General features: G+C 62.2%; 22 protein-coding genes and 2 pseudogenes. 15 read left to right on the top strand and 9 right to left on the bottom strand.

What is annotated here, in order from left to right:
• Positions 1-79: 79 nt before the first annotated feature.
• A complete protein-coding gene (locus LDB26_RS16170) occupies positions 80-508 on the bottom strand; it encodes a nuclear transport factor 2 family protein (RefSeq protein ID WP_257539177.1) in 429 nt (142 codons plus the stop codon).
• 245 nt (positions 509-753) lie between these two features.
• On the opposite strand from LDB26_RS16170, the gene LDB26_RS16165 reads away from it, so the two are divergent.
• The 4 genes from LDB26_RS16165 (at position 754) to LDB26_RS16150 (ending at position 3,870) form a co-directional block, all read left to right on the top strand.
• Complete coding sequence (locus tag LDB26_RS16165; RefSeq protein WP_257539176.1) at positions 754-1,335, top strand: TetR/AcrR family transcriptional regulator; 582 nt, start codon at positions 754-756, stop codon at positions 1,333-1,335.
• Positions 1,336-1,640: 305 nt separating this feature from the next.
• The gene (locus LDB26_RS16160; protein WP_257539175.1) at positions 1,641-2,294 is read left to right on the top strand and encodes a glutathione S-transferase family protein; all 654 of its coding nucleotides are present in this window, start codon (positions 1,641-1,643) and stop codon (positions 2,292-2,294) included.
• Entirely contained in the window at positions 2,291-3,529 is a 1,239-nt protein-coding gene (locus tag LDB26_RS16155; RefSeq protein ID WP_257539174.1) for an aromatic ring-hydroxylating dioxygenase subunit alpha, read from the top strand. Before LDB26_RS16160 ends, LDB26_RS16155 begins: the two co-directional genes overlap by 4 nt.
• Complete coding sequence (locus LDB26_RS16150; RefSeq protein ID WP_257539173.1) at positions 3,526-3,870, top strand: hypothetical protein; 345 nt, start codon at positions 3,526-3,528, stop codon at positions 3,868-3,870. The genes LDB26_RS16155 and LDB26_RS16150 overlap by 4 nt, the downstream gene beginning before the upstream one ends.
• Here the strand turns inward: LDB26_RS16150 and LDB26_RS16145 are convergent.
• From LDB26_RS16145 to LDB26_RS16115, 7 genes are all read right to left on the bottom strand, one after another.
• Positions 3,862-4,254 (bottom strand): DUF4345 family protein, encoded by a 393-nt coding sequence (locus LDB26_RS16145; RefSeq protein WP_257539172.1) that lies wholly within the window; start codon positions 4,252-4,254, stop codon positions 3,862-3,864. The genes LDB26_RS16150 and LDB26_RS16145 overlap by 9 nt on opposite strands.
• 14 nt (positions 4,255-4,268) lie before the next feature.
• Complete coding sequence (locus LDB26_RS16140; protein ID WP_257539170.1) at positions 4,269-6,485, bottom strand: molybdopterin-dependent oxidoreductase; 2,217 nt, start codon at positions 6,483-6,485, stop codon at positions 4,269-4,271.
• A 12-nt stretch (positions 6,486-6,497) separates the two neighbouring features.
• Entirely contained in the window at positions 6,498-8,906 is a 2,409-nt protein-coding gene (locus LDB26_RS16135) for a TonB-dependent receptor (protein WP_257539169.1), read from the bottom strand.
• A gap of 154 nt (positions 8,907-9,060) precedes the next feature.
• Positions 9,061-10,077, bottom strand: coding sequence for a cytochrome P450 (locus tag LDB26_RS16130; protein WP_257539168.1), 1,017 nt, complete (start codon positions 10,075-10,077; stop codon positions 9,061-9,063).
• 275 nt (positions 10,078-10,352) lie between these two features.
• Complete coding sequence (locus tag LDB26_RS16125; RefSeq protein WP_257539167.1) at positions 10,353-12,830, bottom strand: TonB-dependent receptor; 2,478 nt, start codon at positions 12,828-12,830, stop codon at positions 10,353-10,355.
• Between the two features lie 733 nt (positions 12,831-13,563).
• Complete coding sequence (locus LDB26_RS16120; RefSeq protein ID WP_257539166.1) at positions 13,564-14,568, bottom strand: nuclear transport factor 2 family protein; 1,005 nt, start codon at positions 14,566-14,568, stop codon at positions 13,564-13,566.
• Between the two features lie 139 nt (positions 14,569-14,707).
• Positions 14,708-15,568, bottom strand: a complete 861-nt coding sequence (locus LDB26_RS16115) for a helix-turn-helix transcriptional regulator (RefSeq protein ID WP_257539165.1) — start codon at positions 15,566-15,568, stop codon at positions 14,708-14,710.
• A 340-nt stretch (positions 15,569-15,908) separates the two neighbouring features.
• Here LDB26_RS16115 and LDB26_RS16110 point away from each other — a divergent pair, with 340 nt between their 5' ends.
• The 4 genes and pseudogenes from LDB26_RS16110 (at position 15,909) to LDB26_RS16095 (ending at position 18,734) form a co-directional block, all read left to right on the top strand.
• The gene (locus tag LDB26_RS16110) at positions 15,909-17,300 is read left to right on the top strand and encodes a phosphotransferase family protein (RefSeq protein WP_257539164.1); all 1,392 of its coding nucleotides are present in this window, start codon (positions 15,909-15,911) and stop codon (positions 17,298-17,300) included.
• Positions 17,301-17,378: 78 nt separating this feature from the next.
• Positions 17,379-17,978, top strand: a pseudogene (locus LDB26_RS16105) (phytanoyl-CoA dioxygenase family protein); the annotation flags it as partial.
• 8 nt (positions 17,979-17,986) lie between these two features.
• The gene (locus tag LDB26_RS16100) at positions 17,987-18,172 is read left to right on the top strand and encodes a transcriptional regulator domain-containing protein (RefSeq protein WP_257539163.1); all 186 of its coding nucleotides are present in this window, start codon (positions 17,987-17,989) and stop codon (positions 18,170-18,172) included.
• A 25-nt stretch (positions 18,173-18,197) separates the two neighbouring features.
• Positions 18,198-18,734, top strand: coding sequence for a DUF2285 domain-containing protein (locus LDB26_RS16095; protein WP_257539162.1), 537 nt, complete (start codon positions 18,198-18,200; stop codon positions 18,732-18,734).
• A gap of 19 nt (positions 18,735-18,753) precedes the next feature.
• Here LDB26_RS16095 and LDB26_RS16090 read toward each other — a convergent pair whose 3' ends face one another.
• On the bottom strand, positions 18,754-18,960 hold the full coding sequence (locus LDB26_RS16090; protein ID WP_257539160.1) for a helix-turn-helix domain-containing protein: 207 nt from the start codon (positions 18,958-18,960) through the stop codon (positions 18,754-18,756).
• 89 nt (positions 18,961-19,049) lie between these two features.
• Here LDB26_RS16090 and LDB26_RS16085 point away from each other — a divergent pair, with 89 nt between their 5' ends.
• The 7 genes and pseudogenes from LDB26_RS16085 to LDB26_RS16055 all read left to right on the top strand — a co-directional run bounded on the left by LDB26_RS16085 (position 19,050) and on the right by LDB26_RS16055 (position 25,093).
• A complete protein-coding gene (locus LDB26_RS16085; RefSeq protein ID WP_257539159.1) occupies positions 19,050-19,313 on the top strand; it encodes a hypothetical protein in 264 nt (87 codons plus the stop codon).
• A gap of 443 nt (positions 19,314-19,756) precedes the next feature.
• Positions 19,757-19,990 (top strand): annotated as a pseudogene (locus tag LDB26_RS16080) (hypothetical protein); the annotation flags it as partial.
• Between the two features lie 4 nt (positions 19,991-19,994).
• On the top strand, positions 19,995-20,750 hold the full coding sequence (trbJ, locus tag LDB26_RS16075) for a P-type conjugative transfer protein TrbJ (protein ID WP_257539157.1): 756 nt from the start codon (positions 19,995-19,997) through the stop codon (positions 20,748-20,750).
• Positions 20,751-20,862: 112 nt separating this feature from the next.
• Positions 20,863-22,161 carry a P-type conjugative transfer protein TrbL gene (trbL, locus tag LDB26_RS16070; protein WP_257539156.1) on the top strand — a complete coding sequence of 433 codons (1,299 nt, stop codon included), beginning with the start codon at positions 20,863-20,865 and terminating at the stop codon, positions 22,159-22,161.
• Positions 22,162-22,164: 3 nt separating this feature from the next.
• Positions 22,165-22,977 (top strand): conjugal transfer protein TrbF, encoded by an 813-nt coding sequence (gene trbF / locus LDB26_RS16065; protein ID WP_257539155.1) that lies wholly within the window; start codon positions 22,165-22,167, stop codon positions 22,975-22,977.
• Positions 22,974-23,903 carry a P-type conjugative transfer protein TrbG gene (gene trbG, locus LDB26_RS16060; RefSeq protein WP_257539154.1) on the top strand — a complete coding sequence of 310 codons (930 nt, stop codon included), beginning with the start codon at positions 22,974-22,976 and terminating at the stop codon, positions 23,901-23,903. Before trbF ends, trbG begins: the two co-directional genes overlap by 4 nt.
• Positions 23,900-25,093, top strand: a complete 1,194-nt coding sequence (locus LDB26_RS16055) for a TrbI/VirB10 family protein (RefSeq protein WP_257539153.1) — start codon at positions 23,900-23,902, stop codon at positions 25,091-25,093. The genes trbG and LDB26_RS16055 overlap by 4 nt, the downstream gene beginning before the upstream one ends.
• The last annotated feature ends 2 nt before the right edge of the window (positions 25,094-25,095 follow it).

Below are 25,095 nucleotides of genomic sequence, written 5' to 3'. Positions count from 1 at the left end.
TCCCCTTCGCGATCGGCATCGCCGCCCGCATCGGGGCGATCGTGCGTCGCTATGTGTGAAAACCACCGTCGGCGGCGGCTCAGCTGATCGACGCTTCCATTTCGGCGCGGGTAACGCCCATCTGGCGGACCACCTCTTCCGAATCCCAATATTCGCGCCATGACGAGATGAGGCCGTCGCCATCGATCTCGAACACGGCGGAGAGCCGCGCGCTCACCGTCCGGCTGTCATGATGCAACACGACATGATCGGTGCGTTCGGTAAAGACGTGATTGCCGCCCGATCCGATCGCATGCACCTGGCACGTACAATCGCGATACATGCCGAACTGCCGCTCAATCCCCGCGCAGATCGCGTCCGCACCCTTGATTTGCACCGCCGAGGGCACCAGCGACCAATAGACCGCGTCGGGCGCGAGATAGCGCTTGAGCGCGGCGAAATCCGGCGGATTGCCTTCGTGGAAGGTCTTCAAAAAGGCCAGCACCGTGGCTTCGTTCGCTGCGCTCATGGTCCCCTCCGGAGTGTTGATTACAACGTTCACTTATTAAGATAACGCCGTTCACGCAAAGGGAATTTACGGAAGCACCGGGTTTGCCTCTTCGCCGCCGAGACTCTAACCCGGTATTTCGATCTGATTGCCAAGGTTGCGACATGCCCCAATTTCGATTCCCTACCCCCAATCCTGATGCTGAGGCACCTCAGCGAGGGCGGCGCGCGCGTACATCAGAAGCGAAGGATCTAGTCCGCAACAAATTGATCGAAACCGGTCGCGAACTGATCGCGATGGAGGGCGACACGCCCGTCTCGCTGCGGATGATCGCTAGGCACGCCCATTATTCCGCGGGCGTAGTCTATCGTTACTTCCCCGATCGAGCGTCGCTGTTCCTGGCGATTCGCGACGCCGAACTCGACGCCTATGTCGGACGCTTGCAGACGGTGTTCGATGCGCACGCCGATCCAGAAGCGCGGCTGCGCGCGGTTGCTGACGAAGGTTTCGCCTTTGCCAGCGAACAGGCGAACGCATTTGGCATGAACATGCTAACGTTGCTATGGACGCGCGCGCCGCAGGCAGACGGCAAGCCCGTGCGCATCCGCGATATATCGCCGTCGGCCGCACGGCTCCATGCGTTGTTCGAGGCAACGATCACGGGGTTGTTCTCGCAGATCGGCTGCACGAAGGTGCCGCCGGAAATGGCCTGTGCCAGCCTGATGGCGATCATCACTGGCGCGGTCTCGCTCCCCGGGGGAAGTACGCACAAAGATCTTCCCGAGCGTCGCGAAGTGTTGTCAGGGACTATCGACGTCTTGATCGCTGGGTGGCGCCAAGCCGGCTAAGCATATTTAGTGATTGCATCTTGAGTGAACACCGTTATCCTATTCTGAACAGAGCAGGGTTCAGCGCCGGCTGCGTGAGCTTGACGTTGTAAAAAATAGAACCAGCGCCGCAAGGAGGGAAATGCTGCTGCGAGAACGAGGGTAGCGGTCGCGGGTCTGGGCGCCATCGCAATAGGTGCCGGCTCCCCCTTCATAAATCTTTAGCTGCGATCGACGGTATCGAATTGCCCAAGCCTGCCTCCCCCAGAGTGTGTGGACAGGCTTTCTGCTGACGTCCGACTCCAACTATCGATGAAAGCCTAGCTATGCTTAAAGTCCATCATCTCAACGACTCGCGCTCCCAAAAAACCTTATGGCTGCTTGAAGAGTTGGAATTGTCCTACGAACTTGTCGCCTATCAGCGGCACGCCGTGACCTTGGCTGCTCCGCCGGAGATGAAGGCCTTGCATCCGGTAGCCAAGTCTCCGATGATCGAGGATGAAAGCCGGATCATCATCGAATCTGGTGCGATTACGGAGCACGTGATCGAGCGCTATGGCGATGGCCGATTGGCCCCGGAGCCGGGCACCGACGCACATGAACGCTACCGGCAGTGGCTCTATTTCGCAGTCTCGTCCGGTATGAATGCTATTATGATCAAGGTCTATGCCCGCGCCTTCGGGCTAGCTGGCAGCCCGATTGATGCGGCGGCGGACACGCAGTTGGCGCAGGTCCTCGCCTATATCGACGCGGCGCTGGCGAGCGGCCCCTATCTGCTGGGCGAAGCTTTTTCGGCCGCCGATATACAGATGAGCTTTATTCCGGAAAATGCGCAGGCGCTGGTCCCGATCGACGGATACCGCAACATGGTCGCCTGGCTGGAACGGCTGCACGGCCGACCCGCCTTCCGGCGCAGCATCGAGCGTGGCGGCGACTACATGCTGGCCGGTGCTATCGGGCTTCGGGAGCAGGTGGCATGATCAATTGTTTGTCCGACACCGCCGACGGCGCTTTTGATATCGGGGCCGGCATAATGGCGCCCGACGCAGCGATACTGCGGGACGGACGGATCGCGGCCGACAGTTTATGGAGCGCGGCACAGCATGAGGCGGAGCGCGAAGCGATCTACCGGCGGTGCTGGCTTTACATGGTGCGGGAAGAGGATGTCCCGCTGCCAGGCGACTATGTCGTCCGCGATGTCGAGATTTGCGGTGCGTCGGTGCTGATCGTGCGGGGCAAGGACGCAATGCTGCGCGCGTTTCACAATGTGTGTCGGCATCGCGGTATGCCGGTCGCCGACGGTGCATGCGGCAAGGCCGAAGCGCTTCGATGCCCTTATCATAGCTGGACGTTCCGCCTAGACGGCAGCCTGAAGGCGATTCCCAACCAGAAGCGCTTTCCCACCCTCGACGCGCAGGATCTGGGGTTGGTACCCATCGCGCTCGACATGCATGCCGGTTTCGTATTCATCAACCTCGACCCGCAGCCTGCCATGTCGCTCGCAGCCTTCCTGGGCGGCATCGCCCCTTTGCTGGAAGCGACGACGCTGGCGCCGTTCGCGCACCGGGACAGCCTGACCTACGAAGTCGCGGCAAATTGGAAGGCGGGCCTCGATCCGCAATATGAGGGCTATCATGTCGGCACGGTGCATGCCCTGACGATCCGCGAGATATCGGTGACGCCGTCCAATCCCTTCTCCGAATTTCGCAAGATGGCCTTTGCCGGCCCTCATGCGGCAGGCTGGTCGCGCAGCAATCCAGACTGGCGACCGCGCGGAGACCGGCATGTGCAATCCTTTGCCGTGCAAACCATGGGCGGATTGGCCGGGCGGGTGAAGGGGGAGGGCTATCCCAATGCGGAAACGCCGGCGTCGCTCGCCGTTTTTCCGAACTTCATGCTGCACCCGGGGGCCGGTGGCTGGTTCACGCAGCAGCATTGGCCGCTTACCCCGCAAAGCCATCGCTGGACGGCGCATTATTATTATCACGCACCCGTCACGGCGAGCGAAAGGCTGGCCATCGCGCAGGCGACCGCGTTCGCCCGGGATTCGGGCATGGAGGATTTTTTGATCATGGCACGACAGCAAAAGGGGTTGGCATCGGGCGCGACGGATGGCTTCTATTATGGCGAAGCCGAAATGCTGCCGCGCCATCGCGCAGCGGTGATCCGCTCCGTGCTGGATGGCGTCCCGACGCGCATGAGGAGCGTGGCATGACTCCGAGCCTGCCGGTCGCCTTCGCCGATCTGGAACCCTTCGCCCACCTGTGGGAGGGGTTGGCTGGGATGGAGAGTCGCTATCGTGCGCGTCAGGACATGTCGTTCGATGCGCTGAAGCAATTTTACGACATCGCCGCGCCCCGGCTGACCGAAATCATGGCCCATCTCGACGGTTTCGGGGCAAGAGCTCTGCCTCCGGCCGAAGCACATCTCTATCGCGTCGCACTGGGATTGGTCGAAGCCTCCCTGGCCGTCGAGTTTTTCGGGGCCGCCCGGCTGCCCGGCGCGCCCTATCCGCATCATGTCGCGGTGGGCGGCCAGGCGGCACTTTCAGACTGACGATCCGGCGGTCCGCGTCCGGCTGGCGGCGATCAGGATGAGCGCCGCGACGATTTCCGATCCGATCGATGCGGCGAGCGCCGGATCGTAGCCGTCCATGCCGATCGAGACGAACCGCGCGACGACGAAGCCGGCGAAGATGATGCCGATGGACAGCAGCAAAGGCTGACGAACAAATGGTCGGCCCAGGGCATAGAGAATAATGCCTCCCATCGCCCAGAATGACCCCGCGTAGATCGCGCGTGCTTCATTGAGCCCGGCGCTTCCCCTGGGCGCCAGAGCGGTCATGTCGGTTACGGCCGTCGTCGCGACCAGCGCGTAGAAACCAAAGGCGATCAGCGCGACACCGATCAGCCCGGTCAATATATATAATAGCTTGGTCATGATATGGCTGCCCCTCAATGAATGGGATGAAGATCCGCCTTGCGGACCTCGACCGGAATGCCGTTCAGCACGGCGTTGCCCGAAATGGCGTCGACCAGGGGGCCGGGGCTCAGGACGTTGCTGTTGGTCCCGGCATGGGCCTGCGCGATCGTCAACTGTGTCTGCGGATCGCTATGCCCCCAGCCATGCGGCATCGACACGACGCCGGGTCGGATGTCGTCGTCAATCTCCAGCGGCACATGGATTTCGCCCGATGCGGACCTCAGGGTCACCAGGTCGCCGTCCGCCAGTGCATGGGCCGCCGCATCCACGCTGTGCATCTGCAGGGTGCAGCGGTCCTTACCCTTCACCAGCGTATCGATATTGTGCATCCAGCTGTTGAGCGAACGGAGATGGCGGCGGCTGACGAGAAGAAGGGACGGGGTCTCCGCGATCAATGCCTGTTCGAGCCGGGGAATATCAGACAGGATGAGCGCAGGCGCGATCTCGATCTTGCCCGATGCCGTCTCGAACCCTTCCTGGGCGCGGGGTATGGCGGGGCCGATGAGCAGGCCGTCGGGCTTGTCGCGGAAACTGTCGAGCGTGAGGCCATCCGCGACTGCGCCGAAGCGGTCGCCAAAGGGACCGCTTCGAATGGCGAGGTCCAGGATGCGTTCGGGGCCCCGATGCGGCAGAGCCGCGATCGCCATATCGGCGTCGATACCCCGGCCGGTCGCCAAAGCGCGGAAATAGCCGTCGTCCATCGCATCGACGTCCGCGTCCTTCTGCCCGCCGATGATCGCCCCGACGCGAGCGACCACGCGCCAATGGTCGGGGCGATCGGCGGCCGGGAAGACCGGCGGGGAATAATGGCCGCCGCTGGTCAGGCAGAAGACCCAGGACCACATGTCGTAATGCGCGCTCTCCAGCGAAGACGGGCTGGGGAAGATCACATGGGCGTGCCGCGTGGTCTCATTGAGATAATTGTCCATGCTGACCATGCATTCCAGCAGGGGCAGCGCCCGGGCCAGCTTGTCCGAATCCGGGGCGCTAAGCGCGGGATTGGCGCCGAAGGTCACCAGTCCCTTGATTTGGCCTTCGCCAGGCGTCGCGATCTCCTCGGCCATGCAGGATGCGGGGAACTGGCCCAGCACGGCGGGCACGCCGCGCACTCGGCTCTTGCCCATGACGACCGGCATGCCGGGGGGCAGGGTTGCCAGCATGTCCACCAGCGGCGCGACCGGGCGGCTCCACATGCTGCCACCGCGCCGATCCAGATTGCCGGTCAGGATCGCCAGCACGTCGACCATCCACGACGACAGCGTGCCGAAGCTTTGGGTGCAGGTGCCGATACGTCCGTATATGGCGGAGCGCTCGGTGGAGATCAGTTCGTCGGCCAGTGCCTCTATGACGCGGGCGTCGATGCCGCAAAAGGGTGCGACGCGCTCCGGGCTGAAACCGCCGACGAGCGTGCGCAGCGCGTCGAGCCCCTCAACCAGCCCGTCCAGATGGCGCAGGCGCACCGCGCTGCGGGCGAACAGGACATGGGCGATACCGAGCATGAAGGCGGCATCGCTGCCGGGTTTAAGCCCGATCCACTGGTCGGCCGATCGCGCCGTCTGGGTACGGACGGGATCGATCACGATGACGCGTCCGCCCCGCGCGCGTAGGTCGCGCATCGCGCCCATCACGTCCCGGTGGGAAAATATGCTGCCCTTGGACGCGGCCGGATTGCCGCCGAAAATGACGAACAGGTCGGTATTGTCCAGATCGGGAATGGGGATTTTCCATTCATTGCCGAACATCAGCATCGCCGACAGATTCTTGGGATGCTGGTCGACCGTGCCGGATGAATAGACCTGTTGAATGCCCGACGTGGCCAGCATGAGCCCGGAATAGCGCGACAGCGTCGCATCCTTGCCCGCCATATTGCCGCCATAGGCAGCGAAGGCATGGGGGCCATGGCGGTCGCGCACGCCTTCGGCCAGCATTTCCAGCCGTTCGAGCGCGCCGTCCCAGGATGCGCTTTTCCATTCCGTCCCGTCACGCACCATCGCCGTACGCAACCGGTCGGGATCGTGATGCAGTGCGCCGAGCGTCGTGCCCTTGGGACAGATATGACCCCGGCTCCACACATCCTGCTTGTTGGGACGCACGGTCGCCGCCCGTCCGCCTTCCACGGTCACGGCAACGCCACACATTCCCTCGCACAGAGGGCAGGTCCGGTGTTGCACGCTATCGTGGATCATCATCGCTGCCTGCTCCTAGCTGCCGAACCTGTAGGTCAATTGCAGACCGTAGGTGCGTGGATCGCCATAATAGACGGTGCTGGCCGGGAAGGAACTCAGCAATACCGATGGGCCTATCGGATATTCCTTGTCGAACAGGTTGCGGACATAGGCGGCGATGCTGATGCCGCGCTCGCCGATGTCGCTCAGTTCCAACCGGCTGTTGACGACATCGTAACCGGGCAGAGATTGTCCGAATTGCGCGTCATAGGCGGACGTATGATAAAGGTCGGCATTGAAGGTGAGTTCGCCGTCCATAGGCCGCACGGGCAGCACCGCGCGAAGGGCGGCCGTGCCGGAGAATTTGGGCGTGGGCAACGTGACCTGGTCCTTGGACAGCGTCAGCGGGCCGAAGGGTTTCACCTCGTCCACCTTCTGGTCGACATAGGCGCCACTGAAGCTGAAGCTCAGCCAGTGGGTCGGTTCGACAACCAGTTCCGCCTCCACGCCACGCACCGTCGCGTCCGACGCGTTGATCGCCAGCGACGTGCGGGTCGGCTGGTCGGGCGCCGTAGGCGGAATGCCGAGCGGGCGCACGTTGAAGAACTGGAGCGCACCCTTATACTTGGTCTGGAAGGCCGACACGTTGAAGCGGCCCTTCATGTCGCCCGCGCGCCAGCTGAGCTTCATGCCCAGTTCGATGTCGGTGACCTGCTCCTGATCCACCTTCTGATAGGGGCGCAGGTCCGGGCAATTGGCGCCGCCCAGGCAGGCGCCGACGCCGCCGGTGGTGAAGGGGGTTTCGAACAGGGGCGTGTTGACGTTGACGCCGCGAATGCCGCGACGCGACGTGGCGTAGAGGAACAGGTCGTCGCTCGCCTGATAGTCCAACCCCAGCGTCCAGGTGGCATAGTCCCCCTTGTTCTTCACGATGCCCGTGCCGTCGGGCAGGTTGAGCGCGGCCTGGTCGGCGCATTGCTTTTCGCTGAGCGCGCCAATCAGGCTATTGCCCGCGCAGGCCGCCACCTTGTCCCATGTGTAGCGGCCGCCGACATTGGCGGTCAGCCTGTCGGTGATCTTGAACCCGACCTGCCCGAACAGCGCCAGGCTCTTGTTGGTATAATGGGTCGTGCTGTAGTTGACCGCTTGACCATAGAGATCGATGAAGCTGAACTGCTGCGGGAAGTTGACGTTGATGCCTGTGGGGCGATCCTTGCTGTAGAAGGCGCCCGCGATCCAGTTGAGCCGGCCCATGTCGCCCAGCACCTGGAATTCGTCGGTGAAGAACTCCTTATTGGCCTCCGCGCCGGTATGGTAGATCAGCAGGCGCCCCTGAGGGCCGTTGAGCTGGCGCGTACCCTGGGTGTTGACGAACTGATAGTTATAGACGTTGCGATAGCCGAAGATGTTGCGGATGGTGACGTCGCCCAGGTCCAGGCTGGTGAGGTTGGTTATCCCCCAGATCTTGCGATCCGCCGCGACCTTCAACCCGCTGCCGTCATTGGCGAGGTCGTTCGTCACCTTGAACGGGCCATTGGCCTTCTGTTGCGCGGCCAGGCTCGCAAGGTCCGCTTCGTAAATGGCGGCATCGGCCGGTGTCAGGCCGAAGCCGCCCGCCAATATGGCGGTCAACACGCCCGCATTGTAGCGATAGGGCACTTCGGCGGCGGGCTTCTCACGCGCGCGGAAATAGTCGAAAATCAACGTATTGGTGAGGTTTTCGGTCGGCTGTAGCAGCAGCGACGCGCGGAAGCTCAGTTGGTTGGTGTCGTCTAGATCGGGATTGCCCGGTGTCAGATTCTTCGTACGGCCGTCGCGGTTGCGATATTGCGCCGCCACGCGCAGCGCGGCGACGTCCTTGGCCAGCGGTATATTGAGCGCGCCTTCCAGCTCCTTGTAGTCCAGATTGCCGTATCCGGCCTGGATATAGCCTTCCGTGTCGAAGGTCGGCTTCTTGGAGTTGATCAGCACCGCGCCGCCGATGGTGTTGCGACCGAACAGCGTGCCTTGCGGACCTTTCAGCACCTGGATGTTGGCGAGATCGAAGGTCGGAATATTCCCACCTTCCTTGGACAGCGGCACGTCGTTGAAATAGGCGACGACCGCGGGAACGCCTTCGCCGATCGGCAGCACGCCGAGGCCGCGCAGCGACAGCGATGGCTGGTTCTTGCCCCCTTCCTGCGAGAAGCGGAAGCCGGGGGTGAGCGTGGCGACGTCGCTCAGATCCTGCACCGATTTCTGTTCGAGCATTTCCGACGACAATGCGGTGATCGATACCGGCACGGATTGGAGCGATTCCTCCCGACGGCGTGCGGTCACGACGATGTCGTCCGTCCCGGTACGAGCCGAAGCTTGATCGGCGGCATCCTGTGCCGCAGCAGGTGCGGCGGTCGTCGCCAGAAAGAGCGCGCCCGTCGCGAGCGCCCGTATTTTAGCGGATTTCATAAGTTCATCTCCCCATCGCCACCTTTTTATCGATCCATGCTCAAGGCGCTTTGCCGGGATGGATCGCATCGGTGCCGGGGTTGAGATTAGGGCAGCGACCTGTCCGACACGACGGTCTTCGCTATCGCCGGGTGCAAAGACGCTATCGTTGAATCTATCGGCTCCAGACCAGGGGGAGTGCGTCCACGTGGATGATGTTGCTGAGGTAGAAGGGGACTTCGGATCCTGGCTTGATTGTGAATTCCGGGATGGCGCCGAGCATTTCCTGCATGGCGATCTGCAATTCGCGGCGGGCCAGATGGGCGCCCAGGCAGCGGTGAGGACCGTAGCCGAAGGTCAGGTGCGACGGGCGGCGGTCGAAGCGGACCTGCGTGGGCGCGTCGAACGCCTCGGGATCGTTCGATCCCAGTGGCGTGGGCATCGCGACCCGGTCGCCGGCGCGGATCGTCACGTCATGCAGGACGACATCCTTGCTGCAGATGCGGAAGGTAGTGACGGCCGCATAGGCGCGCAGCAGTTCCTCGATCGCCAGGGTCGCGCCGGCCGGGTTCTTGCGCAGCTCATCCTGCTGCGCCGGATGGGTCGCGAGGTGGAAGAAATGCAGGCCGATATTGGCCGACACGGTGTCGAGGCCGCCCAGGTAGAGGTTGAAGCAATGGCCGAACACCTCCTCTGCCGACCATTTGCGGCCGTCCACCTCCAGCTCGAGCGCGATGCTGATCAGATCGTCGCCGGGATTTTTACGGCGTTCCTCTATGGTGTGGAGCAGATAGGCCTTCACCGCGAGCGTGCCCTGTACGCGATCTTCCATGTCGTCGGTGTGCAGCAGGGAGAATTCCCAGTCCAGGAACTGCTGCATCTCTTCCTGCGGCAATCCGAGCAGATCGAGGAAGATCGACACCGGAAAAGGGACAGCGAAATCCTTGACGAAGTCGCACTCGCCCTGATTTTGGAACTTCTCGATATATTCGCGTGCGCGCAGGCGCACCTTGCCGTCCAGCTCGCCCATGCGCTTGGGCGAGAAGACCGGGTTCAGGGCATTGCGAAATTCCGTGTGCCGCGGGGGGTCCAACTCGGTCGGGATGATGTCCCAGCTCTCGCCGATGCCGGCCGCGAACCCGGTATTGCCGCGCTTATGGAAATTTTCGGTATCCGCGTAGATCTTGCGCAAATCCTCGGCGCGCCGGACGATCCAACCGGCCTGCCGGCCCGGAAAAACGTCCGTCCCGTAGAAGACCGGCGGACCTTCGTGCAGCTTGGGAATGATGTCCGTATAGGGATTGACCGTCGTCGATGTCCGAGGGGTCAATGCAAAGGGCATTACGAGGTCGTGCGGGACATTGTCGGGGACGTCGATCACAGTAGGCCTTTCTGGTCATTTCGGGCGGGCTCGCGCCAGCGCCATGAATGGCGCGGGCGCGATATTCCACGACGTATACTTCCTTTTCACGATCCGCCGAAGCGATACCGCATGCCGATGCCCACGACGCGCGGATCACCGGCATAATCCACCGCCACGCCCAGCCCGCCGGTCTGATACAGATCGGAGAAGCGGCGGCTGAGATACTTCTTTGCGGTCAAGTTGCGGCCGTAGACGTAGAGTTCGATCTGCGGGTCCTTGAGCTGGAAGGCGATACGTCCGTTGAGCAGGCCGTATCCCGCCGTTTCGCCCAGCGCATTTTCCTGCGCATAGGCCGCTTTGACCGCAGCGGTCTGCTGGTCCGCCGCAACGACAGGATTGAAGTGCTGCTTGCCGACATAGGCATAGGCGACGTGAAGGATCAGGTCGCCGGTCGCCATCGGGATGGTCTGAGTGGCGCCGATGCTGAACTGCTTCTTGGGCAATTGGGTGATGGGACGGCCGCTCAGATCGACCGTGCAGTCGTAGCGCGGCGTACCGCCCGCGCTGGCCGGCGGTGCGGCGGCACAACCGGCCAGCGCCGTGGCGCTGGTGATGCGCTGGACTTCCGAAATGCTGCCCGCCTTATACTTACCGTCGAGCAGCGAGAGATTGCCCGAAATCTCCATGCCGGCCCAGGGCGCGGCGACCACTTCGAACTCTGCGCCCCATACGCGGGTATCGCCGTTATTCTGGGTATATTGGGTCACGCCGACACCCGGCGCGACCGCATTGACGATGACCTGCGCATTGCTTTTCCATGTATGGAACAGCGCGACGTTGGTGCGCAGGCGATTGTCGAGCCAGCTTGCCTTGATGCCGCCCTCGACATCCTTGACCTTTTCCGGCGAGAAGGCGGGAAGCGAGCCCGCACGGATGTTGAAACCGCCCGCCTTGGCCGCGCCGCGCGTCGCGACATAGACGAAGATGTCGTCGGTCGCCTGCCAGTCGAGTCCCAGATTCCAGGCGGGATAGGAGAAATTCTTCGATTGCGTTTGGTTGCACTGCGTCGCGGTCGGCGTCTGATCCGGGTTGGCGAGATTGCAGTTCACGCCAAAAGGAGTGCCGGCGACTGGTGCGTTGGGCGCGAGCCCCAGCACCTGCTGGTTGTGGAGCACAACTTCACGACCGTCCCAGGTATAGCGGAAGCCGCCGACCGCACGCAGGGTATCGGTCAGGTTATAATAGAGCTGAGCATAGAGACCCTTGGTCGTGTTCTTCGCATCGCCGAAGCTGTTGCGGATCAGCCCGCCGAAAATCTGCGACCGGGAATATTCATATCCCGTTTCGCGCGATGCATAGCCGCCTAGGATATAGCTCAACGATTCGGTTACGTTGCCCGAAAGCTGCAATTCCTGCGAATAGGATTCGGAATGCGCGCCGCCATAGACCGACAGGACAGGCGCGGGTGATCCATCCAGGTCGATCAGGCCGTCGGAATCCGAATAGCGATAGGCACTGATCGATTTCAACGAATGCCCGCCAAGGTCGATATTGATCACGCCGGCAAAGCCGTAGGCCACCAGCTTGTCGAAGGGCAATCGGCTGTAGCGCGCCTGGATATCGGCCGGCAGTGTCGCAAAGACCGGGTTGGTCGTCGGGCGGATAAGCCCGCCGCCATAGGTGGTGTACCAATTGTCGGACGTGTGGATCGCACCGGCCAGCGCAGGCGCGAATGCCGCCAGCGGACCGGCGAACAGCAGCGGATTATAGCCGGCGGTCTGCGCCAGTTGGCCCTTGTCCGTGATCTTGTTGTAGTCGCCGCTCAGCGTGATGTCGAAGCCATTGCCTTCATATTTGAGCTTCCCGCGGGCAAAATGGCTCTTCTGGTCGCCGACGTCGCGGCGCAGACGGTCGTTCTCGCCATAGCCGTTGCGATCGTGGAAGTCGTAGACGAAGCGCGCCGCCAGGCCGTCGGCGAGCGGGACGTTCAGCACGGTCTCGACGTCCTTATAGGCATAGCTGCCCACCTCGCCCTTCAGGCTGCCTTCCAGCCGATCGACCGGGTCCTTGGACAATATGTTGATCGCGCCGCCTGTCGTGTTCCGGCCGAACAGCGTACCCTGCGGCCCGCGCAGCACCTCCAGCCGTTGAAGATCGTGCAGATCGGTCAGCCCCTGCGAGGGCCGCGCGATATAGACGCCGTCGATATAGGTGGCGACCGCGGGATCGTTGGCGATCAGCGGCTGGAGATTGCCCTGGCCGCGGATCGACACGAACGCAAAGCCGGACGTCGATGCCGACCCGGTCGAAATCACGACGCTGGGCGCGACGCGTTGAACATCCTGAACGCTGACGACCTGCGCCCGCTCGATTGCCGCATCCCCTAACGCCGTGACAGCCAGCGGGGTCGTCTGCAGACTTTCCTCGGTACGGCGCGCAGTGACAACGATGTCCTGCAACCCGACCGGCTGTTCTTCCGCACCTTGAGGTGCACTCGCGCTGGATTGCGCATTCGCCCCTTGAACGAGTGCGAATGTCAGGCTTGACAGTATCGTAGCCTGAAGCAGTCCGAATACTTTCATGCTTCCCCCCTACTTAACGTTGATCGGCCTTTGAGAGGCTCTTGATCGGGCAAGGTCAACCTATCGGGTGAGAGGGCGTAACAGGCTGGCAAACCAAGATCGCTGCGCCAAACATCTTGGGCCATTCTCTCGAAGGCCAAAATATTATGTGATAAATCAATGTCTTAAATAATCATCACGCCACAAGCCCGCTGCGTTGAGGGGGCGCCGCTTGCAGTCAGCATGGGGCAGGCATGCAGTCCATCGATAGCGATAGGAAAATCAAAGATATCTGGCCTGGCCTTGCGCCTTACGTGCATGCTTCTGGACGATAGCGCGGGGCGGGCGTATGTCGCTCGCAAGGGCCCCGTCGAATCGTCGGCGGCCTTCTACCCGGCCATGGATTTTAGCGATGGAGCAAGATCGAATATAATGGCTAGCCAATAGCCGCTGCCTAGCCGGATAGCCTGGACATAGACATCCCGGCAGGTTCAACGCGGGGCGAGGACCGACTTGCCAGGCTCGCTCATGATCGCCACAATCTGACATCGCTAAGGCGACGTGAACGCCCGGCCCTACCGCATCCCATCGAATGGCGGACCGGCAACGGCGGCCGCAACATGGCCAACACCTACCGATCCGCCCAAGGGATCGGGTTTACATTTCGGGTAGAGCGCCGGATGAACCCTCACAACGCAGCGCCATGCCGGAGGTGTTCGCGCGAGCGCTCGCCCCTTGGGAACGTGTCGGACCTTTAGGGGGCAAAAACAATGGCTTGCCCTGTTTCTCTGTTGACGGTGTAAGATACCGCTTCCAGGAATGTCTGCCATTTACCGTCGAACTGGCGGAGGCAATCGCTTTGTCGGATTGAAATTCGGGGTCGTGTGCCATCCTTCATGGCGATCGTGATATTCTGCGTGTCGATTTGCGCACCGAGCAAACCATCGGAATCAACCTCGAAAACTGGACTCTGAACTTCGAGACCGGAAAAGCTGTTGTAAAGCGGTCCCCAATAGGCAGTCACCTCTTCACGGGTTCGTAAGTTGCCGGGGTTAAACTCGCCATAAACTAGCACATCTTGTCCAGGCGCGATGAACTTCATGGCGGAATGCAAACCGACCTCGCGTAGCGCTTGTTCGGTCCAATCCACAATCCCGCGTCGGGCTGATTCAACATCTACGGGGACATTGCTGAATTTCGCGTCTTGCCAAGTCAAAGCTCCACGGACAGGCAAAGGATTCACCGTTGCTGTGTACGTCTGTCGATCCAAAGCCACGGAGATATGCTGTTGAATGAGTTGCCAGCGACCACCGATTTTCTTGAAGACATCAAGTTTCCGAAACTCTTTAGCTCCACCGCCAGCTTGATCCTTTACGTCATATCGAATCTGTGACGCACTGCAGGCAAAATTTGGAGTCGAAACCACGCTCATTTCCGTATAGCGGCCTTGGCCGCTGCGCAGCACGTCCCGATGGCCTCGGTAGGCGTCGATTACCTCTTGCCTGCCACGGCGAACCGATGGGGCATAAGCGTCGAGCAGCACGACATTATCCGCTAAAAGTCCGGACAGATCTTCTGCGTTGGCACTGTTGGCCAGCCGGCTTTCGAGCGCTCTGATGGCTTTTATATCGGCAGGTCGGTTCCAGACCGATTTCGCGCTGCCGGCCGCTGCTATGGACGGCTGCCCTGCCGTCACCAAGGAAAGGCTCATAATGGAAATGCGAACCAAGCGGCAACAGCCGTTCGACCAATGGACCATATCTCTCCCTCATTATCCAGACGCCGCTCCGCAATCGCCGCGTCGGCACGATGCTATGCATTGGTGCTGGCATTTGACAGAGCGGAACGGTATCGGCGAGATACGGAACGCTATCGATGACCGACGTCGAATTGCGAAATCAGCTACGGTTTCGATATTCGGCAGGCGTCATCCCTGTCGCTTTTCGAAAGGCAGCGGAAAAAGAAGCCGGGCTGGCGAAACCACATGAAAAGGCGACCTGCTTTATCATCATCCTGCGATCATCGAGCAGATCTCGAGCACGGCTCAAACGCTCATGCGCGATGAAATGCCGCAAGCCCATGCCGGTGGCACCTTTCACAAGCGAGGAGAGCGCACGAGGCATGACACTGCACCGATGCGCCAGATCATCTGCCGTCGGCAATTTCCCGTCCGTTTCGCGCAGTAACTGCTGTAGCGTTCGCAGCTGACTTGGAGAAAGCGCGCCATGTATGGCCGGCTCATCTCGTCCGGTCGATGCGGTCCGATGAAGGTCGCTGCAAAGCGCCTGCAGCAGCGACCGAACCATGAAATCGCTGTCGAATCCCGGTGAGACCGTCTCATCCGCAATCCGGCACAGTCCCGATTCCAAAAAGGCGCTGCGCAGGTTGAAAAGATGATCTCCGTCGAGATTCATCAGGTTCTGCAATAATTCCGGCCTGTCTTTCAACAGTCGGGGCCGAAAACAGCAAGACACCGTCCTGATGCGTCCGCCCTTCCATCGAGCGCGAATCCTTTGCCCGGGCGGCACGAATATGACCGCATGCGATGTCACATATTCGCCATTAGGGCGCGCATATTCGACATCTTCGTCGCGAAACATCATCCATTCAAGATAGAAATGGTCCGACAGAATGGCTGCTTCCCCTGCGCGCAACCATTTTGCGTTGTCGACACGGAGGGAATAATCCGCGCTGACGAGCGCGCCCTCGTTGCGGCCGGCGTACAGCCGTTCTCCCTTAAACGCTCGCTCCTGCTCCATATGCCTGCTCCTACCTCATCACCGGAGCTTATCGTTCCGGTGAGGCGACCGCCGAACCCGCCACTCGCCATTATCGAACCTTGATAATAGGATAACGGTGTTCACTCAAGGCATTTCAAACAGGCGGGCTTTCAGCGATTTGGGCCGATGCGAGTCCCAATACGGGCCCGATCTGTCTTGCCCCACGCGACGTTCCTCAAGATCGGGCTAAACGCTGCTTCAGCGATGCCTTCTTGAGATTCACCGATACAAGTCCGGATTGCAAAGGCAGCCGAACCAAGGGGAATATCGCGCGCACTTTGCTTGTGGTCATCGGGCCGCGGAAATGAAGGACCTGGGAATGAATGCCATTACGGCCGTCGAACTTGATGCCTATGATGACGTGGGGATGGAAAGGCTTAGGAAATTTGTCGAGACCGCAACCGGCGGCGTGATTGTCGAAATGGAGCGGCAAGTGCGTTGGCGTCCGTCCTGGTATGCAAAGCTGCTGAAAGATGGACGGACGGAGCAAATTTATCTGCGGGGCGACCGCACGGGCGATGCCGCCATTTTCCCCGATCTCAAGCGCGAAGCGGACATCCTCGGCATCCTGGAGCGGCACGGCATTCCCGTGCCGCATGTCTACGGTTATTGCGCCGATCCGCCCTGCATCGTCATGGAGACGCTCCCCGGCACGCGCGATATGGCCAGCGAAGAGGATGCGGTAGCGCGAGCGGCCATCGGCCAGGAATATATTCGTGCGATCGCGGCGATGCATGATCTGCCGCTCGACCCGTTCGTGGAGGCCGGGGTGAACCGGCCGTCGAGCCCCGAAGAGATAGCGTTGGTCGGCATCAGCGCTTATATGCCGCTCTATCGACGGACAAAGGCAAAGGCCGAACCTTTGCTGGAATTTGCGATTGGGTGGATGCGCCGCAACGTGCCTGCAAACCGCACGGACGCGCGCTTCGTGCAGTTCGACTGCGGGCAGTTTCTGTTCGACAAGGGCCGCCTGACGGGCCTTTATGATTTCGAGTTCGCGATGATCGCCGATCCTATGATGGATCTCGCAACGATGTTCATGCGCGAAGCCGTTGAGCCGTTGGGAAGCCCCTTCGAGGAACTTTGCGAGGAATATGCGCGCGCGTCCGGCAAGGCGGTGGACATGCGTGTAGTGCTTTTTCACACCTTACAGTTCGCGACCCTGGGCACGATGCAGTTCGCGGGTACGGTCGCGCGAGGCATAGCTGGCGACCCTCATTCCATCTATCTGGAATGGGACATCTCCCTGCGCGAGGTGATAGTCATCGCTTTGTCAAAGCTCATGGGGCAGTCATTACCGAATGTCCCCGCACTCGAAGCATGCAATGGAGAGCAAGCCGGACTGATCGCCAAGATCAACGATACGCTATCCAGCCTCAAAGGCGCGGAACCGATCGATCAGAGCTATAAGGAGCAGTTGCAAGCTATGCTGTCATTGCTGGCGCGTGTTGACAGCGTCGGCCCTGCCGCGCGCGATCTCGACCGGAAGGAGATCGGCGCGTTGCTCGGCGCGGACTTTGCCGACTTCGCAGAGGCGGAGCAAGCGTTGGAAACCCATATTCTGCAAGCACCTCCGGAGGAGGATGCCGCATTATTCCAAATGCTTGCGTCGATGCATGCCCGCCAGTTTCAGATTGCTGCGCCGACTGCGATCGCCAAATCCGCGCACGAAGTAACCCGAAGACAAAGTGCGGCTTGGGCGGGCATATAAAACACGCATGCGGACGAACGACACCGTGGATAAATAAGGAGAATAAGGCCGTGCGAACTCATGAAACAGCGCGCGGTTGAACGCATCGCGCTCAATCTCACGCAGGCGATCGAGATCCAGCCCGGAGCATTGCCGCAGCTTCCGCACCGGGATCAGGACATGTGGCGGGGTCCCAAGGGCAGCCTCGAATATCTCGTCAATGTGATGTGGCCGCTGACGGCCTTTACGCGAGAGAACGGCGGCACGCGGCTCTGGACCGGGAGCCATGGTGAGCAGGATATGCCTGTGCTTCCGGAAGAGGAGGCGGTGGTGCCGGTAGCCATGCCGGGTGACGCTCTGATCTTCCTTGGGTCGACCTTGCATGGTGGTGGTCGCAACGCCAGCATCGCGCCGCGTCGGGGCATAGTCATCAGCTATTGCCTCGGCTGGCTCAAGCCTTTCGAGTTGCAGTGGCTGGTTTATCCGCCGCAGGTCGCACGACACTTTTCGCCGGAACTGGCGGCCTTGGTCGGCTATGCCCAGCATCGCCCCAATCTCGGCAATGTCGAAGGCCAATGTCCATCGATCCTGCTGGGTGACCATGTTCCCGACCATTTGCCGGCGATCGATGCGCTGCGTCCCGACCAGGCCGAGGCCGCCGCGACGTTCGTGCGATCCCAGTTGGGTGAGATGGACTGAGGGTGGGCATGGAATCCCCCGATCAGACGGCTCGCGAGGCCGTGCTCCGGCGGGGGCCGACCGCCCTGGCGTGGGAGGTGCTGCGGCGCGACCCTGCCTATCGCGCCGCTCATGCCGCGTTGGCGGCAGCCCCGCATCCCGAAGCTGCCGCCAGCCCCAATTTCGTTGCCCGGTGGGGGCTGCACTTTCGCTGAGGATCCGGCCCAGAACTGTGCCCTGGTGCTGCCGTGTTGGTCGGCGGTCGTCGATCCGCGTGTCCTTGCCGTCAGGGCTTTGCCTTCCGCGGCGGAGACGCGGGCTTTCGACGCGCGGGCTGAGTCGACCCGTTTCGTGCGGGGACCAGATGGTGAGCATCTGGTCATCGACCGTGGCGGCGAGCCCATGCGGCTCGATGTATCCGAGGGCACCATGCTGGCAGGACCGGTCTGCCTTCGGTTCGACGTGGCGGACGATAGCCGGCTCGCGGTGAAGCTCGAAGCGATCATGGCGTTTCGCGCGCCAGCGGGCACCGGTCGCGCTTTTGCGTCATTGGCTCAGAAGCTGCAGGCCTTACATGCGGTCGATGCCCGCAACGCTGGCGCCAGCCTCAAGGAAACCGCCGAGTTCTTGTTCGGCCAGGGCGATTGGCCGGGTGACGGCGAACATCGCAAGTCCTGCGTCCGACGTCTCGTGGAAACCGGCATGCGGCTGATCCATGCAGGCCCGCGCGGTGTCCTCGAAAAGAAACGACGGGTCCAGTCAGCACCGCGAGCCTGAGAGATCTAAGCGAAGTCCGTCAGGACTCGATGAGCCGGCACGGCGCGATGTCCAATGCTTTGGCCAGCTTTCCCAGCACGGTGACACTTGCCGATACACGTGCGCGCTCGATCGAACCGATATAGCGCGCACTCAGGCCAGTAAGGTCAGCGATGTCTTCTTGCGTCAGGTCACGCTCATGGCGAAGTCGACGTAGGTTCGTCGCCAGAACATGCTTGAGATCCATCCAGATTGGGATCAGCCAACAGGAACGAAAGTTCTAGGAACGATAGTTCCTATTCGCTATGGTGCGCTAGCATGGTAAGTAGGTCCGACATGGATGGGATTGATCAACGGGCGCCCAGTGGAACCGACGTCGTCGATTATGACCGCCGTCATCTAGCACTTTATGCAGCCCTGATCGATGCGGACGATGCCGGCGCGCCGTGGGCGGAAGCCGCGCTGCTGATGCGCCTTGACGCCGCTGATGACGATGCCGAGGCTTGCTGGCGCTCGCACCTCGAGCGTGCGCGATGGATCGTTGGCGAGGGTTTGGCAATTGCCGTGGTGGCGTTCGGCCGCGAAGGTTCAATATCCTAGCATAAGCAATTGGGCGCCTCGCACATGGTGCGATCGCGCTCTACTTCGACCGGCGCTGGGACGCCGGTCTTCGCCGAGCCCCTGGCGGGTCTCGTCCTGACGGTGACGATCGCTGGCGTGGCAATGGGCGCCGCGCATTCGCGCGGCGGCGTTACTTGTGCCTCTCCCGGTACGGCGGGTGCGGGCGGCGCTCCCCGCTAGGCCCGGCGCGGCCTGCGGCAACCCCTCCGCTTCGCTTCGGGGTGCTCCTCTTCGTTCCGCCCTGACGGTGCCGCCGGCCGCTGGAGCCGGGCCTCTTGGTCGCGTTTCGCCGCCCACCCCCGCCTTCCGGGGAGGCTTTGTGCCTTTTTGGGTGGCGATGGAGGATAGCGATGCGAGAAGCCGCCAGCCGTCGTGCCCGCCGCAAGGGTGAGGGCGAAGATCGTCAGTCCGAGAATCGGGTGAAGCGGCAATATTATCTCCAGTCTGCGCGCGGCAACCGGCTTTTCGAGCTGGGCATTGGACCGATCGCGCTGGCGCTCTGCGGCGCCTCCGATCCGGCAACCCAGGCACGGATCGACGCGATGGTCGCCGAAAGCGGCCAGGCGGATTTCGCCGCGCGCTTCCTCGACAATGCGGGTCTCGACTGGGCTGCCGACCTCCTCGCCAATTTTCCCGCCCCCCAAGCACAGGAGTAATGTGATGCGTTTCCTATCCCGCAAATATCTTATCGCAGGCGCGCTCGGCGTCGGAGCCGCCGGTTCGCTCGTCTTGGGCCTGACCGTACCCTCGACACCCGCGCAAGCGATCGTCGTGTTCGACCCCAGCAACTATAGCCAGAACCTGCTGACGGCCGCACGCACGCTTCAGCAGATCAACAACCAGATCCAATCGCTCCAGAACGAAGCGACGGGCCTGATCAATCAGGCCAAGAATCTGACCCGCATCGACTTCCCGGAGCTGGAGGCGCTGACCCAGACGCTGCAGCAGGTCGATCAATTGATGGGTCAGGCCCAGGGCATCCGATTCCAGGTCACGGGCCTCGACCAGCAGTTCCGCCAGCTGTTCCCGCAAAGCTTCTCATCCGCGCTGCGGACCAATGATCAGGTCATCGCAGCACGCGCCCGGCTCGATACCGCGATGGCCGCCTATCAGCACACCATGACGGTGCAGGCGCAGGTCGCTGAGAATGTCGCGGCCGATGCGCAAACCCTGTCGACGATCGTCGCCAAAAGCCAAGGCGCCGAAGGGGCGCTGCAGGCCCAGCAGGCCACGAACCAGCTGCTCGCGCTGACCGCCAAGCAGCAGTTCCAGATCCAGAACATGATGGCTGCGCAATATCGCGCCGAGACGATCGAACAGGCACGCCGTGCGCAAGCCCAGATCGACGCGCGCGCCGCCACCTCCCGCTTCCTCGGTTCCGGCTCTGCCTACAGCCAGTTGCCCCCTGGCCAATAGCGCCGCCGGACAGGGCGATGGCGGTGTCGCCTCCCGCCGTCGTCCGCCGCGGGGCGGGGCTTCGCTCCCCCGGTCCCGCTCCGCGGCATCTCTTTTCGCAGGAAACGCTCACGTGAACGATCTCAATGTCATCGACCGCTTCATGCAGGCTTTCATCACCTACATCGATGCCGGCTTCGGCCTGCTCGGCGGTGACGTCCGCTTCCTGACCGTCACCCTGATCGGGATCGACATCACGCTTGCCGGGCTATTCTGGGCCTTGGGGGGCGATGACAATGTCATGGGCCGGTTCATCAAGAAGATCCTATACGTCGGGGCATTCGCGTTCATCCTGAACAGCTTTTCAACGCTCTCGGACATCATCTTTCGGTCCTTTGCCCAAGCCGGCCTTACTGCTGGTGGCGGTACATTGAGCGCAGCTGATCTCCTGAAGCCCGGGCGTCTGGCGGGCACCGGCTTCTCGGCGGCGTGGCCGCTGCTGGAGCAGGTCTCCCAGCTGATGGGGTTCACGACCTTCTTCGACAATTTCCTGACGATCGCCGTGCTGCTGTTCGCGTGGGCGATCGTGATCATCACCTTCTTCATCCTCGCGGTGCAGATGTTCGTGACGATCATCGAGTTCAAGCTAACCTCGTTGGCTGGCTTCATCCTGGTTCCATTCTCACTGTGGAACCGGACAAGCTTCCTCGCCGAACGCGTTCTCGGCAACGTCGTGTCGTCCGGTATCAAGGTCATGGTGCTCGCCGTAATCGTCGGCATCGGCTCGAACTTCTTCAGCGAGTTCACCGCGGCCTTGCAAGGTCAAGAGCCCGACATCGGCCAGGCGATGAGCTTGACGCTCGCCAGCCTGACCATCTTTGGGCTCGGTATCTTCGGTCCCAGCATCGCATCGGGTCTTGTCGCCGGCGCGCCACAGCTTGGTGCGGGCGCAGCCCTCGGGACGACTGTCGGCGCGGCCGGCATTACGATGCTCGCGGGCGGTGCCGCCGTTGGCGGCGTGCGGGCGCTTGGCGGGGCAGCCCTTGGTGCGGTCCGCGCGGGCACGTCGATGGGGTCGGCCGCGTTGACCGCATACAGCCTTGGCAAGGAAAACGCGCCTGAACCAACAATGGCGGCTGGCCTTGGCGGCGTCGCGCGCGCTGCTGGGAACGCTGCCCGCGAACGGGTCTCCAGCGCCCTCGGGCTTGGCGCGGCCGCGTCCGAAGGGCGGGCTGCGGCATGGAACGCCCTCAACCGGACCAGCAGCGGGGACAATTCGCAGGTTCCCAGCAACGGCGGCGCGCCTGCATGGGCGCGCGCCATGCGCAGTCAGCAGACTGCCCGCCATCACCGCCAGATCGCGGTCCACGCCCTCCAGCAGGGCGATCGCGGCGGCGCCTCCGCCACCCCCGACATCAAGGAAAGGGATTAGCCGATGTCCTTTAAACGCGCCGTCCAGCGATACGGACGAACCCCCGAGCCGGAGACGCCCTATCAACGCGCCGGCCAAGTCTGGGACGAGCGGATCGGATCCGCCCGGGTACAGGCACGCAACTGGCGACTGATGGCGTTCGGCTGTCTGGCGCTGACGGGCGGACTTTCATCCGGTCTTGTCTGGCAATCGACCCAAAGCCGTGTCACGCCCTATGTCATTGAGGTCGATCGTCTCGGTGAAGCCAGGGCTGTCACCGAAGCCGAGGCCGGTTATCGTCCGACAGATCCGCAGATCGCATGGCACCTGTCGCGCTTCATCGCGAATGTCCGCGGCCGGTCGCTCGATCCGGTGCTGGTTCGCCAGGACTGGCTCGAAGCCTATGATTTCACGACCAAGCGCGGAAGCCAGTTCCTTGGCGACTATGCGCGCGGCGCCAATCCGTTTGCCGCCATCGGCGAACGCACCGTGTCGGTCCAGGTCACCAGCGTGGTGCGAGCATCCGACCGCTCGTTCCAGGTCAAATGGACCGAGACCGCCTATGAGCGTGGCACCGAGGCCGGGACATCACGCTGGACGGCGATCCTGACGGTTGTGCTTAAACCACCGAGCGATGCCGACACGCTCCGCCGCAACCCGCTGGGCGTTTATGTCGATGCGGTCGACTGGAGCCGGGAACTCGAGTCCGCAACGCCGCCGGGATCATCGCCGCCGCCGACTCCTTCGTCGCCGGCAGGGCCAAACCTTCCGCTCGGATCGCCCCTCGATCCCAATCTTGCCGCGCCCGCGCTGCCTGCCTCGGAGTCACGCCCATGAAATTGATCTTTGCCGTGTCAGCCGTCGCCCTTGCGAGCGCGCCAGCGTTCGCCGAAATCGCTGCTTCGCCAAAAACAGTTGGACCTCTGGCGTCGCCCATCATCTCGGATTCGAAGCCCGCAGCCGGCCGCGCCCGGTTAAAACCTTCGATCAGCCCGGAAGTGGCGCGCGTCGCCGCTGCGAACCGGGCTGCGACGCAGGAACCCCAGGCGCAGGCGTTCGTGAACGCAAAGCAGGTCTTTCCGTTCGCTGAGGGGGCCATCTACCAGGTTTACACCGCGCCGGGGGCCGTGACTGACATAGCCCTTCAGGCGGGCGAAGGCCTTGTGGCAGTTGCCGCTGGCGATACGGTGCGCTGGGTGATCGGGGACACGACGAGTGGCACCGGTTCGGAGAAGCGCACACATATATTGGTAAAGCCGTTCGCACCCGGCCTAGCAACGAATCTCATCATTACGACCGACCGGCGGAGCTACCATATCCAACTCACCGCTACGTCGCGCACCGCTATGGCGGCGTTATCGTGGACCTATCCTGCCGATCAACTGATCGCACTGCGCCGGGCCGCCGAGCAGGCGGCTGCGGCCGCACCTGTCTCGGAAGGTCTTTCGATCGAAAACCTCCATTTCAACTATGTTATCAGCGGCGATCAGGCGACCTGGCGGCCGTTCCGGGCCTTCGACGATGGCCGGCAGACATTCGTCGAATTTCCGGCGAGCATCGCTGTGGGCGAAGCGCCACCGCTCTTCATCATTGGTCCGACGGGCGACGCCGAACTGGTCAATTATCGCGTCCGCGGCCGATTCTACGTCGTCGATCGCATCTTCAATGCGGCTGAACTCAGGCTTGGGACACGCAAGCAGCAGATCGTCCGCATCAACCGCGTTGCCGAGGGCAGTGCCGCGCGGAAGGGCAAACGCTCATGAGCGAAACTGTCATTCCTCCGGCGCCGAAGCTCGATCCCGAAACCCTGGCGATCCGGGCCAAGCCCGCTCGTGCGATCCGGTTTCGCCGAGGCGTCATCATCGCCATTGCCGCTTTGGGGTCGGTCAGCTTGGTGGCGGTGGCCTGGATCGCATTGAAGCCGCGCGTATTCAGCGCGGTTGCTGATCGTCAGGAGCTGTCGGAGCCGAACAATCGGCCATCGACCGACGCCCTGAATGGATTGCCGGCGACATATGGTGACACGCCGAAACTCGGCCCACCTCTGCCGGGAGATCTCGGCCGGCCGATCCTTGAAAGCCAACGCAGGATGGCGATGGAAACCGGAACGGGCGCCGATCCCTCAGTCGACCAAGCGGCTCAGGAGCGGCAACGCGAGCTCGCAGAGCTCAAAGCTGCCCGAGAGTCCGGCGTTCTGGTTCAGGGCCGGACGCCGTCATCGATCTCGGCGGTCCCCGGGGTAGTAGATGAGCCGACCCTGACCCCCACACCTGCTGAAGGCCCAGCGGCCGTTCCCGGTCGCGATCCGAATGCGCAGGGGCGCAAGGTCCAGTTCGTTGGGACGCTCGACCGATCGAGCGACGTCAATCCTCACACATTGACCGCAGCGCCTTCACCTTATCTTCTCTCGGCTGGCAGTGTGATTTCGGCGAGCCTGATCACGGGGCTTCGGTCCGATCTGCCCGGACTGGTCACGGCGCAGGTGACCAGTCAGGTGTTCGACAGTCCCACCGGCCGGATCCTGCTCATCCCACAGGGGTCGCGTTTGATCGGCAGCTATGACAGCGTCGTGGCGTTTGGCCAGAAGCGCGCACTGATCGTTTGGCAACGGATCATGCTGCCCGATGGCAGCTCGATGCGGATCGGCAACGTGCCGGCAACCGATGCGTCGGGTTATGCCGGTTTGCAGGACAAGGTCGATTTCCACACATGGGCGCTGCTCAAGGGGGTCGCTCTCGCCACGCTGCTGGGCGTCGGCTCTGAACTGACGGTCACAGGAGAAAGCGATCTGGTTCAGGCGATCCGGGAGTCGACCCAACAGAACGTGTCGCGCGCTGGCGACCAGCTCACCTCGCGAAGCCTCGACATTCAGCCGACCATCACGATCCGCCCCGGCGCGACCGTCCGGCTCGTCGTTCACAAGGACCTCATACTCGCGCCATGGCGCGGATAGGA

This window comes from Sphingobium sp. CFD-1 (assembly GCF_024611115.1).
Lineage (GTDB): Bacteria > Pseudomonadota > Alphaproteobacteria > Sphingomonadales > Sphingomonadaceae > Sphingobium > Sphingobium baderi_A.
Note: the sequence above shows the minus strand (reverse complement) of the source record. Positions and strands in the feature narration are given on the sequence as shown.